The following is a 16276-nucleotide window of genomic DNA, read 5'->3' as shown; positions in this document are numbered from 1 at the left end:
GCCTCGGTCAGCCTCTGGACGATTTGCTTCCCCCGGCCTGCCAGCCTAGACTACAGGCTGCTGAAAAGAAGGAGAGACGATCATGATGCATAGCGATGACGGCCGCCTCCAGGCCCTGCGCGCCCGTGCCTATACGCTGGCGGAAAGCGGGCGGTTCGATGGTGCCCATGCCGTGGAACAGGCGCTGATCGCGGAAGGCTGGCCCAATGCTGGCGCCGCGCTCCAGAGCAGTTACACGCGCAAGGCGATCAGCGAGCGCTGCATGGCGGCTCATAAGGCGCATTGATGCGGTACATCCAGGGGAGGAGCATGGGGCCGCTGGCGATGGCGGTGCTGCTGCTTGGCGGCTGCTCGGGTTCCGACAAGGCTGCGCCGCTGGCCAATGATGTGGGTAACGATGCGGCGGCCACCCGGTTCGCCAATCGCATGAGCGGCCAACCGACACCGCCTCCTCCTGCCAAAGCGTTCGCGCAGAAGGAAAAGACCGACCTTCTGGAATTCGCCTACAGCTATCCTGCCCAGGCGGCGCAGGTCCCCGCGCTGGTAGAGAAATTCGGTAAGCAATTGACCGCCAGCAAGGACGATGCGCTTAAAATGGCGCGGGAGGACCAAAAGGCCGCCAAAGCGGCCGGTTTTCCCTTTCATGCCCACAGCCTGGAAACGCATTGGACGGTGAAGGCGGATACGCCGCGCTTCCTGGCGCTGGAATCGGAAAGCTATGCCTATACAGGCGGTGCGCATGGCATGACGGGCTATGATGCGCTGCTTTGGGACAAGGGTCGCAAGCGCGAAACCGCCTTTTCCGCGTTGATGACGACGCCCGCCGCCTTCGCGGCGGCCATCCGGGACCGCTTTTGCGACGCGCTGGACAAGGCCCGGATGGATAAGCGCGGCGAACCGGTCAGGCGCAGCAATGACGACGACTTCACCAAATGCATCGATCCGATGCAGCAGGTGCTGGTGCCCACGTCAAAGGACGGCAAGCTGATCGACAGCGTCACTTTCGTCATCGGTCCGTACAGCGCCGGTCCTTATGCGGAGGGCAGCTATGATGTCGCGCTGCCCGTCGACGCCGCCATGCGCAAGACGATCAAGACCGAATATCAGGATGGCTTCATCGCGGCGCCATGACGCCGCGATGTAGCCGGCAGATCAGCCCTGCGGCACGCCATAAAGGTCATGGTCGTCGGCGTCCTCGATCAGCACGGTCAGGACATCGCCTGTATTCACCCCGTCGCTGACATCGCGCAGGAAGACATTGCCGTCGATTTCCGGCGCGTCAGCCTGTGACCGTGCCGTGGCGCCGATGGAACCGTCCTCGTCCGGTTCGCCCACCTCGTCGATGATGACCGGCAGCACGCGCCCGACCTTGGCCGCGAGCTTGGCGGCGCTGATCGCGGCGGTCTTTTCCATGATCCGCTGGTAGCGCTCTTCCTTGATCTCTTCGGGCACGGCGTCCGGCAGGTCGTTGGCGCTCGCACCCTCGACCGGTTCGAAGCGGAAGGCGCCGACGCGGTCGAGTTGCGCTTCGTCCAGCCACTCCAGCAGATATTGGAAATCCGCCTCCGTCTCACCGGGGAAACCCACGACGAAGGAGGACCGAATCGCGATATCCGGGCAGATGTCCCGCCATTTGCGGATGCGGTCCAGCACCTTGGCTTCATTGGCGGGGCGCTTCATCGCCTTGAGCACGCTCGGTGCGGCATGCTGAAACGGAATGTCGAGATAGGGGGTCAGCAGCCCTTCGGCCATCAGGGGAATGACCTGATCCACATGCGGATAGGGATAGACATAGTGCAGCCGTACCCAAGGCGGCGCGCCCTCGGCGGTGCGAAGCTGTCCCAGTTCCCGCGCCAGATCGGTCATATGGGCGCGGACGTCGCGGCCCTTCCACTGGCGCGTCTCATGCCGGGTATCGACGCCATAAGCCGAAGTGTCCTGGCTGATGATCAGCAGCTCCTTCGTCCCCGCATGCACCAGCTTCTCCGCCTCGCGCAGCACCGCGTCGACGCGCCGCGAAACCAGATCGCCGCGTAGCGAAGGGATGATGCAGAAGGAGCAGCGATGGTTGCAGCCTTCGGAAATCTTCAAATAGCTGTAGTGGCGCGGGGTCAGCTTCAGGCCGCCTTCCGGCACCAGATCGACGAACGCATTGGGCACGGGCGGCGACGCCTCATGCACCGCGTTCACCACGGCCTCATATTGATGGGCGCCGGTGACGGCCAGAACCTGCGGGAATTTCTGGCGGATCAGTTCCGCCTCATTGCCCATGCAGCCGGTGACGATGACGCGGCCATTTTCGGCGATCGCCTCGCCAATGGCCTCGAGCGACTCTTCCTTGGCCGAATCGAGAAAACCGCAGGTGTTGACCAGCACGACGTCCGCGCCGGCATAGTCGGCGGACATCTGATAGCCGTCGGAACGCAGCTTGGTCAGGATGCGTTCGCTGTCGACCAGCGCCTTGGGACAGCCCAGCGACACCATGCCGACCTTCGGCGCTTCGGGAATTTTGGTTGCCATGATCGGCGCGCACATAGGGATTTTTGCGCCAAATGTCACGGGGGCCTGCAAAGCTCCCCGAAAATCAGGCGGGATCGCGCGCTTTTCCAGCGGGTTCGCCCTGGACGATCTCGATGACGAGGTCGCCGGTCTGGAGCCTGTCGGCGCCATCCTCCCAAAAACCGATGGCCCGATCCTCGCGATAGATTCGCACGCCCAGCCCGGTGGCGATGGCGGACAGGGGTTTGCCGATCTCCTCCGGCAGCACGAAGCGTTCGTTGAGCTTCACGCGCCCGCCCGACGCCGCCAGATCGGCCATATAATCGGCAATATGCTTGCCGCTGGTGCTGCCCGCCAGCAGCAGACCGGCAAAGCTCACCGGATTGATCACCGTCGTCGCGCCTGCCTGCCGCGCGGGCAGTTCATTATCCTCGTTGCGCACGACGATGCTGATCGGCAGGCGAGGGGCCAGATGCCGCGCCGTCAGCGTGATCAGGATGGAGGTATCGTCCCGCCCCGCCGACACGATCAGCGTCCGCGCGCGATGGATCGCCACATCCTTGAGCGTTTTGTCCCGCGTCGAATCGCCGCCCAGCACATTGCAGCCCAGCGCTTCCGCTTCCGCCAGCGCCTTCTCGATGGGATCGACCACCACGATCTCGCGCGGATCGATGCCCCGCGCGAGCAGTTCGCGCACCGCCTCGCTCCCGCTCGTGCCAAAGCCGGTTACGACGATATGATTGTGCAGATTGGCCTGAATGCGAGCCATGCGCCACCTGTAAAGGATGTTGCGGAAAAAGAGATTATAGGCCGTGCCGAGGAAGATCAGCCAGACGAACAGCCGGATCGGCGTCACCAGCAGCGCTTCGAACAGCCGCGCCTCCGGGCTGACCGGCACGATGTCGCCATAGCCCACGGTCGTCACGGTGACGGTGGTGAAGTACAGCACGTCGACAAAGCTGATATTATTGTCGAGATTGTCCTTCAGTCCGTCCCGCCCGATCCAGTGGATCAGCAGGACCAGTCCGATCAGCCCGAAAACCAAAGCCACCCGCCAGGCCAGATCGGCCCAGATCGGCAGCGAAGACCGCCGCCTCAGGAACCCCGCCGCGCTTGACGGCGGCTGCGCGGGAAAAATCCTCACGGCGCTGTCACAGGCAAGAGGTCGGGGATCGGGATAAGGAAGAGGCGCGCCATCGCCCTATCTGTAATTGCATCCTGTGGACGTGGCCAGAGTTCGCTGGGCCAGAGTTCGCTGGGCCAGAGTTCGCTGGGAATGTCCTAAAGCCCGAAAGCCCGGGCCGTCGCTGCCATCGCGCCATCCTGCGTCAAATCGTAATGCAGCGGCGTCACCGTCACATAGTTTTCGGCAATCGCGGCCAGATCGCTGCCTTCGGGCACGGCATCGCTCTTGCCCAGCCCGAACCAATAATAGTCATAGCCCCGCGGATCGGTGCCCTTGATGATCTTCGTGCGGTCCACGTCATGAAAGCCCTGCCGCACCACGCGCACGCCCTTCACCGCCTCGGGATCGATCGCCGGGAAATTGACGTTGAACAACAGCCGGGGGCTGGCGGGCATTTCGATCAGCGGCCGCAGCACCTTCTCGCCCCAGGCCCGCGCCGCCGCGAAGGGCACGGCATCGCCCATGCCTTCGCGTGCATAAACCTGGCTCAGGGCAATCGATTTGATCCCCGAAATCGCGCCCTCCATCGCGGCGGACACCGTGCCCGAATAGGTCACATCCTCCGCCAGATTGGCGCCGCGATTGACGCCGGACAGGATCAGATCGGGCCTGGCATCCTTCATCAGATGCCCAACCGCCATCATCACCGCATCGGTCGGCGTGCCGGTGACGCTGTAGTGCCTGTCGCCATGCTGGCGGATGCGCAGCGGCCGGGTCAGCGTCAGGCTGTGGCCCGCACCGGATTGCTCCTCGCTGGGCGCCACGATCCAGATGTCGTCGGAGAGCGTCCGCGCAATTTCCTCCAGCACCTCAAGGCCCGGAGCATGAACCCCATCGTCATTGGTGAGCAGGATACGCATGGCCCGATCTTCCTCCGCTTACTTTAAGGGCGCAGCCGCGTCAGGCCGCCCATATAGGGCGCCAGCACCTCCGGCACGATGACGCTGCCATCCTCCTGCTGGTAATTTTCCAGCACCGCCACCAGCGTCCGCCCCACGGCCAGCCCCGACCCGTTCAGCGTGTGCAGGAAGCGCGTATTCTTCTCGCCTTCGGGCTTGTAGCGCGCATTCATCCGCCGCGCCTGAAAGTCCCCGCAATTGGAAACGGAGCTGATCTCGCGATAGGTCTGCTGGCTGGGCAGCCAGACTTCCAGATCCCAGGTCTTGCGCGCGCCAAAGCCCATGTCGCCGGTGCAGAGCAGCATTTTGCGATAGGGCAGGCCCAGCGCCTGCAACACACCCTCGGCCGCCGCGCACATGCGATCATGTTCGGCCTCGGACTCTTCCGGCTTGCAGATCGCGACCAGTTCGACCTTTTCGAACTGATGCTGGCGGATAAAGCCGCGCGTGTCGCGCCCCGCCGATCCTGCTTCCGACCGGAAACAGGGGGTGAGGGCGGTCAACCGCAGCGGCAGGCTTTCCACCGGCACGATCTGCTCGCGCACGAGATTGGTGAGGCTCACCTCCGCCGTCGGGATCAGCCAGCGCCCATCGGTGGTCCTGAACAGATCATCGGCGAATTTCGGCAATTGCCCCGTGCCGAACAGCGCCTCATCGCGCACCAGCAGCGGCGGATTGACCTCCTCATAGCCATTCTCGCCCGACTGGCGGTTCAGCATATATTGCGCCAGCGCCCGGTGCAGCTGCGCCATCTGCCCGCGCAACGCCGTGAAGCGCGCGCCGGAGAGCGCCGCGCCGCCCTCGAAATCAAGGCCCAAAGCAGGGCCGAAATCGGCATGATCCTGCGGCGTGAACGTAAAATGACGCGGCTCGCCCCAGCGCGCCACCTCGACATTCTGCGCCTCATCCTCGCCCTGTGGCACGTCGTCCGCTGGCAGGTTCGGAATCGCCGCCAGCCGGGCATTCAACGCGTCCCCAACCTCGCGATCCTCGGCTTCCAGCGCGGGCATCCGCTCCTTGAGCGCGGCGACTTCTGCCTTCAGCGCCTCGGCCTTGTCCACGTCCTTCTGCGCCATGGCTTGGCCGATGGCCTTGCTCGCTTCGTTACGGCGGGCCTGACCCTGTTGCAATTCGGTCTTGATCGCCCGGTTTCGCTCATCGAGGGCCAGCAGCTCCGCGCTCAGTGGTTCAAGCCCGCGCCGGGCAAGCCCGGCGTCGAAAGCGGCGGGATTTTCGCGAAGGAAACGAATGTCGTGCATGGGCCAGCCCTATGCCGTTCTGCGGCCAACCGCGCAACCCTGCGCACCTTCATCGGTTGGTGGTAAAAGCAATCAGGAAAGGAGCCGGACGATGCGGATCGATCATGACGCGATGGTGCTGGTGGCGGACGGACGGAAAATGCTGTTCTTCCGCAACCGCGGGGACAATGTGTTCCCCAATCTGGAAGCGGAAACGGTCAGGGTTCAGGACAATCCGGCTGCCCGCGAGTAGGGATCGGATGCGCCGGGCCGCGCCGCCAATTCGGTGGGCAGCCATCAGAGCGCCATGGAGCAGACCGACTTTCACGCGCTGGAGGAGGCGCGCTTCGCCGCCGAAGCCGCCGATCTGCTCAAGCGCCGTGCGCTGGCGCACGATTATGAAAAGCTGATCGTCGTCGCGCCGCCCGCTGCCCTGGGCGAGATGCGCAAACATTATCACAAGGAAGTGCAGGACCGGCTGGTCGGCGAAATCGCCAAGGATCTGTCGAACCACCCCGTGCCGGAAATCGAGCGCATCATCGCCACGAGTTGAAAAGCGAAATCCGGCCGATGCTCCCCCGCATCGACCGGATCGCCCCCGCGATTAACCCTCTGTCGTCGCGTCCGCTTTGGCGCGGGCGAATCGCTTGCGCGCCAGCAGCGCGGCCGCGCCGGCCCCGAACAAAAGAACCATCGGCGGCGCCGGCACGTCGGTGGGCGGCGGCGGGTGATGATGATCGCCGCCCGACGAACTGGATGAGGAGGATGAAGAAGAAGAGGAACTGGAGGAGCTCGACGAACTGGAGCTGGACGAGCTGGAACTGGAAGTGGACGAGGAAGAGCTGCTGCTCACATTGCCGCTGGACGTCGAGACATTGCCCGATGACGTCGACACGTTGCCCGACGAAGTGGAGACATTGCCCGAGGAGGTTGAAACCCCGCCCGTGGAGGTCGACACGCCCCCGGTCGATGTCGACACGCCGCCGGTGGTGGAACTGGTCGAACTGGTGATGCCGCCGGTGGAACTGCTGGTGGAGGAGATGACGACCGAGCCGCCACTCGACCCGCCGCTGCCGCCGAAGAATCCGCCGAAGAAACCGCCGCCGCCAAAGCCCGGACCGCCCGCCAGCACCACCGGCGCGCCGCCACTGCCGCCGGACAGGACCGGCATTTCCGCGGGGAGCGCGGGCGGCAGGGGGATGGGCGCGGCCTGGGTGGTGACGGTGACGGTCTGCGGCGCGCAGGAGGTGACGGTCCTGACCACCCGGCGCTTTAGCGGGGGCATCGGCTTGCGCGGCGCGGCCTTCACGCTCTTGGTGCTGTGGACCACGGCCGGGCGCGCGCTTTCGGCCACATGGACGGCGCCACCCCCGACGATCGCCCCGCCGGCGGCGCAAGCGCATAATTTAGCCATCGCCATCCGTACCGACATCAGATCTCACTCTTGTTTATCTTGCGGTTTCGCCAGCACGTCACTGAATCGCCACAGTAACGGATGCCGGGTCGTTGCATATGTTCAGAAACGCAAAATAAAGCGTTAACTTCAATGGCGTTAACTCTGAATATCGCGCTCAAGTCGAGTGAAATCCCAATAAATCATGAACTGACGTGGTTAACGTCCCATAGTGAAACGCCGCCTCATCGGTGCGCGAATGCGCCTTGTCTCTTTTCTTTTGCGGTAATCCTGACATCGGGAATCGCCGGATTTCCACAAGCCGAGGCGGTATGCCGCGCCGTCGCCGCGCTGGATGAACGAATGCCTGCTTGTGTCGGCCCCTGCCGCTGGCTATGAGGCGCCGGCAATCACAAGTCACGGATAGCCCGGCATTTTCAGGATTGGGGCGTCCAGCGAGTCGGAGAGCCAGATGGCATCGGTACTGAATTCCGATAGAGACGGCCAAAATCCGCCGAAATCGGCTGTAATACTCCCACCCGACTATCGTCCGTCCGCGGATGAGGAGTTCATGAATCCCCTGCAACTCGAATATTTTCGGCAACGTTTGTGGGATTGGAAGAAGCAGATTCTGGCCGAAGCCGAAGGAACCCTGGCCGTTCTGCAGAACGAACCGCTGCGCGAACCGGACCTCAACGACCGCGCGTCGAGCGAGACCGACTGGTCGATCGAACTGCGCACCCGCGACCGCCAGCGCAAGCTGATCTCCAAGATCGATGCCGCGCTCCGCCGCATCGACGAGGGTGAATATGGCTATTGCGAAGTGACCGGCGAACCGATTTCGCTCGGCCGCCTGGAGGCGCGCCCGATCGCGACCATGACGGTCGAAGCGCAGGAGCGGCACGAGCGGCAGGAAAAAGTTTCCCGCGACGATTAACCTTTTGTCCATGCCGCCATGGCAGGGTCACCGCAGAAATGTGGTGACAGTGCAGGGCGTGTTCATGGATGACCATCAGGAAGATACTGGCCGTGGCCCGGCACGATCGGGTCCGCGCGACAGCCTGTTCCTGCTTACCAATCTCAGCCTGACCGACGGCACCCCGCTGGGCCGGGCGCGGGTCCGCAACCTGTCGGCTACGGGGCTGATGGCCGATTGTGAACGAGTCGTGCCCGCCGGTATCCAGGTCCGTTTCGATCTGCGCGGCATCGGGCAGGTCAACGGATCGGTCGTCTGGTCGCGGGAGGACCGCATCGGCATCGCCTTCGACGTGGCGATCGACCCGCAAATGGCGCGGCGACCGGTTTCCGGCGTCGGGCGCGGAGCCGTTCCGAACTATCTGCAACCATCCCGCCTGGTTCGCTGAAACGGCGCAGGTCCGGGCTGCATTCGTCTTCGGCGAGACACGCTCCTTTTTTCGCGGCTATTTCGCACCGCTCCGGTGATGGCGCTCCTGGTCCTGCTGTGCCCAAAAAAAGACCCCGCCAGCCGCTATGGCTCCGGGGCTTTTACCGCTGCCCGCCGAAGGGCCGGATCAGCGGCAAGGGACCGCTGATCCATGCCTTTCTTCAGGCGTTACCGACGCTTCAGTGATGTTGCTCCATTTCCTCTTTCAGGCGCAGCTTCTGCTTCTTGAGCGAGGCGACAAGGATCGCATCGGGCATGGGACGACTCGTCTCCGCCTTAATTCGTGCCTCAAGCCCGGCATGTTTGGCTGAAAGAGCTGAAATGTGGCTATTTTCCATGACATTCTCCTTACGAGGGTGATGGAAGAGCGAGTAGATCATGATTCGGGGCCTTTGTCTTTGGCCGTTTCGCGCTTTGCGACAGGGTGCGCCGAAATTTGCGATGGTTCGTGCGGGCGGGTCGAGCTATCAAAGGGGCCATGGTACGGCGAGGCTTTGCGAAAGTAGGTGTATGGTGAGCCGGGAAGACATCATGCGTCGGCTGGAACTCCTGCGCATCGAGCATCGCGATCTCGACGGCGCCATTGCGGCGCTGATCGATTCGGGCTCGGGAGACCAGATGCAGATCGCCCGGCTCAAGAAGCGCAAGCTGCGCCTGCGGGACGAAATGACATTGCTGGAAGATCAGTTGGTGCCCGACATCATCGCCTGAAACGGATCATCGTGGTTAATGTAGCGTCAACCGCTCCTTAACGGGACAATTCGCGGTTAATGGCGGCCATCGGACCTGACAAACTATCGGGCTTATGTCACACATCCTCCATGCATCTTGCCGTTTCTCTTGATCGGGGCCTTCACCGCCGGCTGGTGGATGGCCTTTATGTCGAGGCCATGGTCATGGCTGACGAGGCCCGTACCTATTTCGACATGCGCGAGGCGTCCGATCCCGGCATTGAGGAGGGGGGCTGGGACGATCCGCTGCGCCGGGTGGCCTTTGCCTGCGAATCGCTGAAGGTGACGACCCGCCTGATGCACATCATTGCCTGGCTGCTCAGCCAGCGTGCCTGGCAACGGGGCGAGATCGACGATGCGGAGATGCGGGACGAGAAATACCGCCTCGGCCACGCAGCGGGGACGGAGCCGGCCATGGCCGCGAGCTTTCCCTTCGCGGCCCGCGCGCTGATCGATGCCAGCCAGGACCTGTATGAGCGCGTCGCACGCCTTCAGGATCGCATCGTCAACCCGCCCGTGCAGGCGGAGTCCAGCCCGGCCCGCGCCCTGATGGAACGGCTCAGCACCGCCTTCTGACCTGAGGATGGGGTCCGCTCCCCCTGCGGATGGGGCAGGGCGTCGTCCCACACGACTTCGGGGCTGGCCTTTGCCCCGATAATTGGTCTAGATCAGGCATATGAATACCGGTTTGCGGACCTGCCGCCGCATTTCAGGCCTTCCGCAAGCTGCCCGATTCTGCCTCGCGCCGCTGTTGCTGCTCGCGCCCGTCGCCCATGCGCAGACGGCGCCGCAGGGCGGTGCCCAGCCCGACCGGGACCAATCGCTCGACCCCGCGCTGGCGCCCATGCCGGACATCGGCGTGCAGTGGCCCGACATGGGCCAGCCCGACAGCGTGACGCCGATGGTCGAACTGCCGCCCGAAACGCCCGACATGCCGCAGGACGCCGAGGCCCCCGCGACCCCGGAAGAGGCGGCGGAACCGGCGGGAGCGGTGACGACCTTCGCCGATACGGGGGAGGAGCATCGCTACACCGTGACGCTCAGCGGCGTCGAGGACATTGCCGATGCCCGATTCACCATGCGCTTCGACGAACTGTCGGTGCTGCATCAGGGGGAAGGGAAGCCCGCCAACCTTGCCCAGATCAACCGCCGCATCAAGGAGGACGGCGACCTTCTCGAAAGGCTGCTGCGCGCCAAGGGCTATTATGCCGCGCGCGTTCGCGGCATGGTGGCCGCGCCGCCGCCGGGCAGCGACAGGCTGGCCGTCACCTTCCAGATCGTGCCGGGCGCCCGTTATCTGCTCTCTTCGGTCGACGTCATGGGCCTTGACACCACCGGCGCGCGCAAGGCGAAGCTTCGCGCAGCCTTTCCGCCCCAGCCCGGCGATCCGGTCGATGCCGACGCCATTCTGGCAGGTCAGTCGTCGCTGGCGGTGGCGCTCGCTGAAAACGGCTTCCCCTTCGGCAAGGTCGAGGAGCCGGAGGTCCGCATCGACCATGAGGAACGCAAGGGCGACCTCGACATCGTGGTCAATCCCGGCGCCTATCGCACCTTCGGCAGAATCGTGATGGCCGACGAAACCCTGTTCAGCGCCCGTCATGTCCAGCGCATCGCCCGCTTTCATCCGGGCGATACCTATATGGCCTCGGATGTCGAGGATCTGCGGCAGGCGCTGGTCGCGACCGGCCTCGTCTCCTCGCTCAGCCTGACGCCGAAGGATGCGGGCGATGGCGAGCATGTCGACCTTGCCATCGATGCCAGGCCCGCGCCGATGCGCACCATTGCCGGCGAACTGGGTTATGGTACCGGCGAAGGCTATCGCGCGGAAGTCAGTTGGACGCACCGCAATTTCTTCCCGCCCGAGGGAGCCGTCACCCTGCGCGGGGTGCTGGGCACGCAGGAGCAGACCGCGTCCTTCACCTATCGCCGCAACAATTTCCACCACCGCGACAATGTGCTGACGGGACTGCTGTCGTTCAGCAATATCAAACGCGACGCCTATGACGCGCGCACCATCACCCTGTCCGGCGCGCTGGAGCGGCAGACCAACATCCTGTTCCAGAAGAAATGGGTCTGGCGCGTGGGCACCGAACTTATCGCCTCGAACGAGGCCGACGCGTTCAGCGCCGGCAATCGCCGCACCTTCTTCATCGGCGCGATCCCGCTCAGCCTGACCTATGACGGCAGCGACGATCTGTTGAACCCGACCAAGGGTTTTCGTCTGGGCGGGCGCGTCAGCCCGGAACTATCCTTCCAGAACAGCACCTTCGGCTATGCTCGCGTGCAGGTCGACGGCAGCGTCTATCAGCCGATGAGCGACCGCATCGTGCTTGCCGCCCGCGCCCGCTTCGGCACGATCCTGGGTTCGACCGTCGACCGGATCGCGCCCTCGCGGCGCTTCTATGCGGGTGGCGGCGCATCGGTGCGTGGCTATGGCTATCAGGCCATCGGCCCGCGCTACGGCCCGAACGACGATCCGGTGGGCGGCAAGAGCCTCGCGGAATTTTCGCTGGAATCCCGCATCCGCTTCGGCAATTTCGGCGTCGTACCCTTTATCGACGCGGGCAATATCTCCACCAGCTTCCTGCCGCGCTTCCGCGACCTGCGCATCGGCGCGGGGCTGGGCGTGCGCTATTACAGCAGCTTCGGCCCGATCCGCATCGATGTCGGCACGCCGATCAATCCGCAATCGGGCGATCCGAAGGTCGCCGTCTATGTCTCGCTGGGGCAGGCCTTCTGATGACGGCGGAGGCACCCGAAATTCAGGCACAGCCGCCGCGCCGCCGCCGCGCCTGGGACGGGCGCTGGCAGCGGTGGCTCTTCGGGCTGTTCGCCTGCCTTTTGCTGATCGTGGCGGGCGCGCTGATCTGGCTAGACACCGCGCCCGGTCACCGCTTCCTCGTGTCCCGCATCACGCGGATCAGCCCGCCTTCCGGCCTGCGCATCCATGTCGACCGGATCGACGGCAGCATTTATCGCAAGGCGCTCCTGCACGGCCTGACCCTGTCCGATCCCAAGGGCGCTTTCCTTGACGCGCCGGTGGTGGAACTGGACTGGTGGCCCTTCGCCTGGCTCTCCAACCGGCTCGACATCGACCGGCTGGTCATCCCGCGGGCGACGCTGCGCAAATTGCCCAAGCTGAACCCTGCCGAGCGGCAGGGACCGATCCTGCCCGGTTTCGACATCCGCCTGATGCAGTTTTCGGTCGGCCGCCTGACCATCGACCGGGGCGTCGCCGGCAAGGTGCAGCAGGCCACGCTGTCCGGCGATGCCGATATTCGCGGCGGGCGGGCGATCATCGACCTTTCCGCGCGGGTGCTGGATGGAGAGGATGCGCTCAACATCGCGCTGGACAGCCGTCCCGACGATAACAAGTTCGACCTCGACGTCACCGTCAATGCGCCCGAAGGCGGCGTGCTGGCGGCGATGGCCGGGCTGAAGCAGGACGCCAATCTCCGCATCCAGGGCAAGGGCAGCTGGACCCGCTGGGATGGCCGCCTTGCGGGCACGCTGGACAGCGATCCCGCTATCGACCTCAAGCTCGCCGCCCGCAGTGGCGCCTACAGCGCCACCGGCACGATCGAGGGCAAGGCGATTGCCGGGCAGGGCCTGGTCCAGCGTTTCGCCACGCCGCGCCTCGCCATCCAGGCCAGCGGATCGATGACCGACCGGGTGATCGACGGCAAGCTTTCGCTGCGTTCCACCGCGATCGACCTTCAGGCCGACGGGGGACTGGACCTGCGCAACAACGGGTTCGACAATCTGCTGGTCGATGTGAAGCTCGCCCGCCCGCAGGCTCTGCTCAAGACCATGGGCGGGCGCGACATCGCCGCGCGCATCCGGCTGGACGGGCCGTTTGCCGGTTTCGGCTATGAATATCTGCTGACGGCGAAGCAGCTCGCCTTCGGCAAGACGGTCATTCATGAGGTGCGCGCCGACGGCAAGGGGCGCAAGGCGAAGGGCGGTCCGGCGCTGATCCCGGTCCATCTGCGCGCGCGCAGCCTGGACGGGCAGGGGCCGCTGGTCGAGGGGATCGTCCGCAATTTCCTGCTCGACGGCACGCTGCAACTGAAGAATCAGCAGATCGTCAGCAATCCGATGACGGTGCGCTCCGACAAGCTGCGCGGCAAGCTGATCTTCCTCGCCGACTTGAAATCGGGCCGCTACGACATCGGGTTGGACGGCCAGATCGACGGTCTCGTCATCCGCGGCCTCGGTCTTGTGGATCTGACCTCGAAGCTGCGCGCGATTCCCGGTCCCAAAGGGGGCTTCACGCTCAGCGGCAATGCCGTGGCGCGGATGCGGCGGCTGGACAACGGCTTTCTGCGTTCGCTGGGCGGTGGATTGCCCACAGTGCGCAGCGGCCTGTCGCTGGGGCCGGACGGCGAGTTGCAATTCACCGATCTGCGGCTGGAAGCGCCGCTGATCGCGCTGCGGGCCAAGGGCTATCGCCGCCATGACGGCACGGTCCATTTCGAGGGCAGCGGTGAGCACAAAAGCTATGGCCCGCTGCGGCTGACCCTGGACGGCAAGATCGAGCGCCCGACCGTCGATCTCGTCCTGCAAAGCCCGCTCAAGGCGTTGGCCGTCACCGACATGCACGCGCATCTCGTCCCCGACGACAGCGGCTATGGCTTCACGGCGGAGGGGGGATCGCTGCTCGGCGCCTTTACCGGCAATGGCGCGATCCTCCTGCCTTCGGGCGGGCAAGCGGTGGTCCGCATCGCTCGCGTTACGGCATCGGGCGTCACCGCCAGCGGCGACCTGCGTCCGGTAACGGGCGGCCTCGACGGCGTGCTCAATGTCACAGGCCCCCTTTCGGGCACCGTCGGCTTCGCGCCGGTCAATGGCGTACAGCAATTGGTCCTCAAGCTCGATGCGACCGACGCCAGCTTTGACGGTCCGACCGTCATCGTCGTGCGCCGGGGCAAGCTGGACGCGACGATCCTGCTCGATCCGGACGGCACCTCGATCAACGCCACCGCCCAGGCGCGCGGGCTCCGGGTCGGCGGCCTCTTGCTCGGCCGCCTCGCCGCCAATGCCCAGCTGATCGACGGCCGCGGCAAGGTGACGGCCAGCCTGTCGGGTCAGCGCGGCCGCCTGTTCGACCTGAGTGGAGAGGCGCAGGTCGAGCCCGACCGCATCCGCATCCAGGCCGGCGGCACCATCGACAAGCGCCCGATCAAGCTGACCCGCGCCGCAATCCTCTCCCGCACCGAGGACGGCTGGAGCATGGCGCCCGCGACCATCGCCTTTGCGGGTGGCTCGCTCCAGCTTGGCGGGGAACTGAGCGGCCAGACCACCAGCATAGAGGCGCGGATGCAGAAGCTGCCGCTCTCGCTGCTGGACATTGCCTATGACAATCTGGGCCTGAGCGGCACCGCAACCGGATCGCTCAGCTATGTCCACACGCGCGGCGGCATGCCGACCGGCAAGGCGGAATTGCGGGTGCGGGGCCTGTCTCGTTCCGGCCTGTCGCTCAGTTCGCGCCCCGTCGATGCGGGGGTCAACGCAGTGCTGACCGACGACCGGCTCGCCACCCGCATGATCTTCGTCGCGGACGGCCAGACCATCGGCCAGGGGCAGGCGCTGCTGACCCCGCTCGGCACGGAGGGCAATCTGGTCGAGCGGCTCAATCGCGCGCCGCTGTTCGCGCAACTGCGCTATAATGGCACGGCCGACACGCTGTGGCGTCTGACAGGGGTCGAAATTGTCGACATATCCGGCCCGGTCAGCGTCATGGCGGACGCGCGTGGCACGTTGGGCGATCCGGTCATCGCCGGTTCGCTCGCGACGGACAACGCTGCGATCAACAGCCCCGTCACCGGCATGCGTCTGCACGGCGTCAAGGCGCGGGGCCGCTTCTCCGGCGCGCAACTGGTCATGACCAATTTCTCCGCCACCGCGCAAAATGGCGGCAGCGTCACCGGCACGGGCAGCTTCACCTTCAACGGCATTGCAGGGGTCGGCATGGACCTGCGCCTCCAGGCCGAAAATGCCGCTCTTCTGGACCGCGACGATATCGCCGCGACCGTCACTGGCCCGATCACCATCGGTTCGACCGGCGTGGGCGGCACCATCGGCGGTGACCTTATTCTCAACAAGAGCCGTTTCACCATGGGCCGCGCCGCCGCCGTGGCCCAGATACCCGAACTCAAGGTGATCGAGATCAACCGGCGCGGCGACGAAATCGAACGCCCGCGCAACGCGACCCCATGGGCGCTGGCGATCAAGGCGCGCGCCCGCAACCGCCTGACCGTCACCGGCCTTGGCATCGACAGCGAATGGCGGGCCGATCTTGACATTGGCGGCACCGTCACCAATCCCGCCATATCGGGAACCGCCGATCTGGTGCGCGGCACCTATGATTTTGCGGGCCGCCGCTTCGACCTCAAGGAAGGCAAGATTCAGTTCGACGGCCGCACCCCGGTCAACCCGACGCTGGACATCGACGCCGAAGCGAATGTGGCCGACCTGACCGCCACCATCCATGTCGGCGGCACCGGCCTCAAACCCGCAATCACCTTCACCAGCATCCCGGCGCTGCCGCAGGATGAGCTGCTCTCGCGCATCCTCTTCGGCACGTCGATCACCAACCTGTCCGCGCCCGAAGCGCTGCAACTCGCCTCGGCTGTAGGCTCGCTCCAGGGGGAGGGCGGCCTTGATCCCATCAATGCCGTGCGCAAGGCGGCGGGCCTCGACCGGTTGCGCATCATCGCCGCCGATCCGACCCAGGGGCAGGGCACCTCCATCGCGGCGGGCAAATATCTGTCGCGCAAGACCTATGTGGAACTCATCACCGACGGGCAGGGCTATTCCGCCACGCGCATCGAATATCAGGTCACGCGCTGGCTCTCGCTGCTGGGCGCCATCTCGACCCTGGGCCGCGAAAGCGCTAACGTTCGTATCTCGAAGGATTATTGAG

Annotated in this window: 14 protein-coding genes and 1 pseudogene; 9 read left to right on the top strand and 6 right to left on the bottom strand. The window is 64.9% G+C overall.

Annotated features, from left to right (window positions below; translation table 11 throughout):
* The first annotated feature begins 82 nt into the window (after nucleotides 1–82).
* Nucleotides 83–286, top strand: a complete 204-nt coding sequence (locus F7P65_RS11470) for a hypothetical protein (protein WP_150291877.1) — start codon at nucleotides 83–85, stop codon at nucleotides 284–286.
* Nucleotides 286–1131: a DUF4163 domain-containing protein gene (locus tag F7P65_RS11465; protein WP_150291876.1), complete on the top strand. Its 846-nt coding sequence runs from the start codon at nucleotides 286–288 to the stop codon at nucleotides 1129–1131. Before F7P65_RS11470 ends, F7P65_RS11465 begins: the two co-directional genes overlap by 1 nt.
* Before the next feature lie 21 nt (nucleotides 1132–1152).
* Here F7P65_RS11465 and rimO read toward each other — a convergent pair whose 3' ends face one another.
* The 4 genes from rimO to serS form a co-directional block, all read right to left on the bottom strand.
* Nucleotides 1153–2535, bottom strand: coding sequence for a 30S ribosomal protein S12 methylthiotransferase RimO (gene rimO / locus F7P65_RS11460; RefSeq protein WP_205452046.1), 1383 nt, complete (start codon nucleotides 2533–2535; stop codon nucleotides 1153–1155).
* Nucleotides 2536–2584: 49 nt separating this feature from the next.
* The gene (locus F7P65_RS11455) at nucleotides 2585–3643 is read right to left on the bottom strand and encodes a potassium channel family protein (protein WP_150291874.1); all 1059 of its coding nucleotides are present in this window, start codon (nucleotides 3641–3643) and stop codon (nucleotides 2585–2587) included.
* Between the two features lie 137 nt (nucleotides 3644–3780).
* The gene (gene surE / locus F7P65_RS11450) at nucleotides 3781–4545 is read right to left on the bottom strand and encodes a 5'/3'-nucleotidase SurE (protein ID WP_150291873.1); all 765 of its coding nucleotides are present in this window, start codon (nucleotides 4543–4545) and stop codon (nucleotides 3781–3783) included.
* Between the two features lie 23 nt (nucleotides 4546–4568).
* Nucleotides 4569–5843 carry a serine--tRNA ligase gene (serS, locus tag F7P65_RS11445; RefSeq protein WP_150291872.1) on the bottom strand — a complete coding sequence of 425 codons (1275 nt, stop codon included), beginning with the start codon at nucleotides 5841–5843 and terminating at the stop codon, nucleotides 4569–4571.
* A 91-nt stretch (nucleotides 5844–5934) separates the two neighbouring features.
* On the opposite strand from serS, the pseudogene F7P65_RS11440 reads away from it, so the two are divergent.
* Nucleotides 5935–6375: pseudogene (locus F7P65_RS11440) on the top strand (host attachment family protein).
* A 51-nt stretch (nucleotides 6376–6426) separates the two neighbouring features.
* On the opposite strand, the gene F7P65_RS22190 reads toward F7P65_RS11440, so the two are convergent.
* Nucleotides 6427–7236 carry a PEP-CTERM sorting domain-containing protein gene (locus tag F7P65_RS22190; protein WP_205452045.1) on the bottom strand — a complete coding sequence of 270 codons (810 nt, stop codon included), beginning with the start codon at nucleotides 7234–7236 and terminating at the stop codon, nucleotides 6427–6429.
* 451 nt (nucleotides 7237–7687) lie between these two features.
* On the opposite strand from F7P65_RS22190, the gene dksA reads away from it, so the two are divergent.
* Nucleotides 7688–8152, top strand: coding sequence for an RNA polymerase-binding protein DksA (gene dksA, locus F7P65_RS11430; protein ID WP_046764521.1), 465 nt, complete (start codon nucleotides 7688–7690; stop codon nucleotides 8150–8152).
* 64 nt (nucleotides 8153–8216) lie between these two features.
* Complete coding sequence (locus F7P65_RS11425; RefSeq protein ID WP_150291970.1) at nucleotides 8217–8579, top strand: PilZ domain-containing protein; 363 nt, start codon at nucleotides 8217–8219, stop codon at nucleotides 8577–8579.
* Between the two features lie 220 nt (nucleotides 8580–8799).
* Here F7P65_RS11425 and F7P65_RS11420 read toward each other — a convergent pair whose 3' ends face one another.
* The gene (locus F7P65_RS11420) at nucleotides 8800–8958 is read right to left on the bottom strand and encodes a YdcH family protein (protein WP_150291871.1); all 159 of its coding nucleotides are present in this window, start codon (nucleotides 8956–8958) and stop codon (nucleotides 8800–8802) included.
* Nucleotides 8959–9151: 193 nt separating this feature from the next.
* Between F7P65_RS11420 and F7P65_RS11415 the strand changes: the two genes are divergently transcribed.
* The 4 genes from F7P65_RS11415 to F7P65_RS11400 all read left to right on the top strand — a co-directional run bounded on the left by F7P65_RS11415 (nucleotide 9152) and on the right by F7P65_RS11400 (nucleotide 16275).
* A complete protein-coding gene (locus tag F7P65_RS11415) occupies nucleotides 9152–9331 on the top strand; it encodes a YdcH family protein (RefSeq protein WP_150291870.1) in 180 nt (59 codons plus the stop codon).
* A gap of 110 nt (nucleotides 9332–9441) precedes the next feature.
* A complete protein-coding gene (locus tag F7P65_RS11410) occupies nucleotides 9442–9927 on the top strand; it encodes a DUF1465 family protein (protein ID WP_150291869.1) in 486 nt (161 codons plus the stop codon).
* Nucleotides 9928–10027: 100 nt separating this feature from the next.
* Nucleotides 10028–12091, top strand: coding sequence for an autotransporter assembly complex protein TamA (locus tag F7P65_RS11405; protein ID WP_150291868.1), 2064 nt, complete (start codon nucleotides 10028–10030; stop codon nucleotides 12089–12091).
* The gene (locus F7P65_RS11400) at nucleotides 12091–16275 is read left to right on the top strand and encodes a translocation/assembly module TamB domain-containing protein (RefSeq protein ID WP_150291867.1); all 4185 of its coding nucleotides are present in this window, start codon (nucleotides 12091–12093) and stop codon (nucleotides 16273–16275) included. Before F7P65_RS11405 ends, F7P65_RS11400 begins: the two co-directional genes overlap by 1 nt.
* Nucleotide 16276 lies beyond the last annotated feature (1 nt).

The organism is Sphingobium estronivorans (genome assembly GCF_008692605.1).
In the GTDB taxonomy this organism is placed as follows: Bacteria; Pseudomonadota; Alphaproteobacteria; order Sphingomonadales; family Sphingomonadaceae; genus Sphingobium; species Sphingobium estronivorans.
The sequence above is the reverse complement of the archived record's forward strand: the minus strand, read 5'-3'. Positions and strand labels throughout refer to the sequence as shown.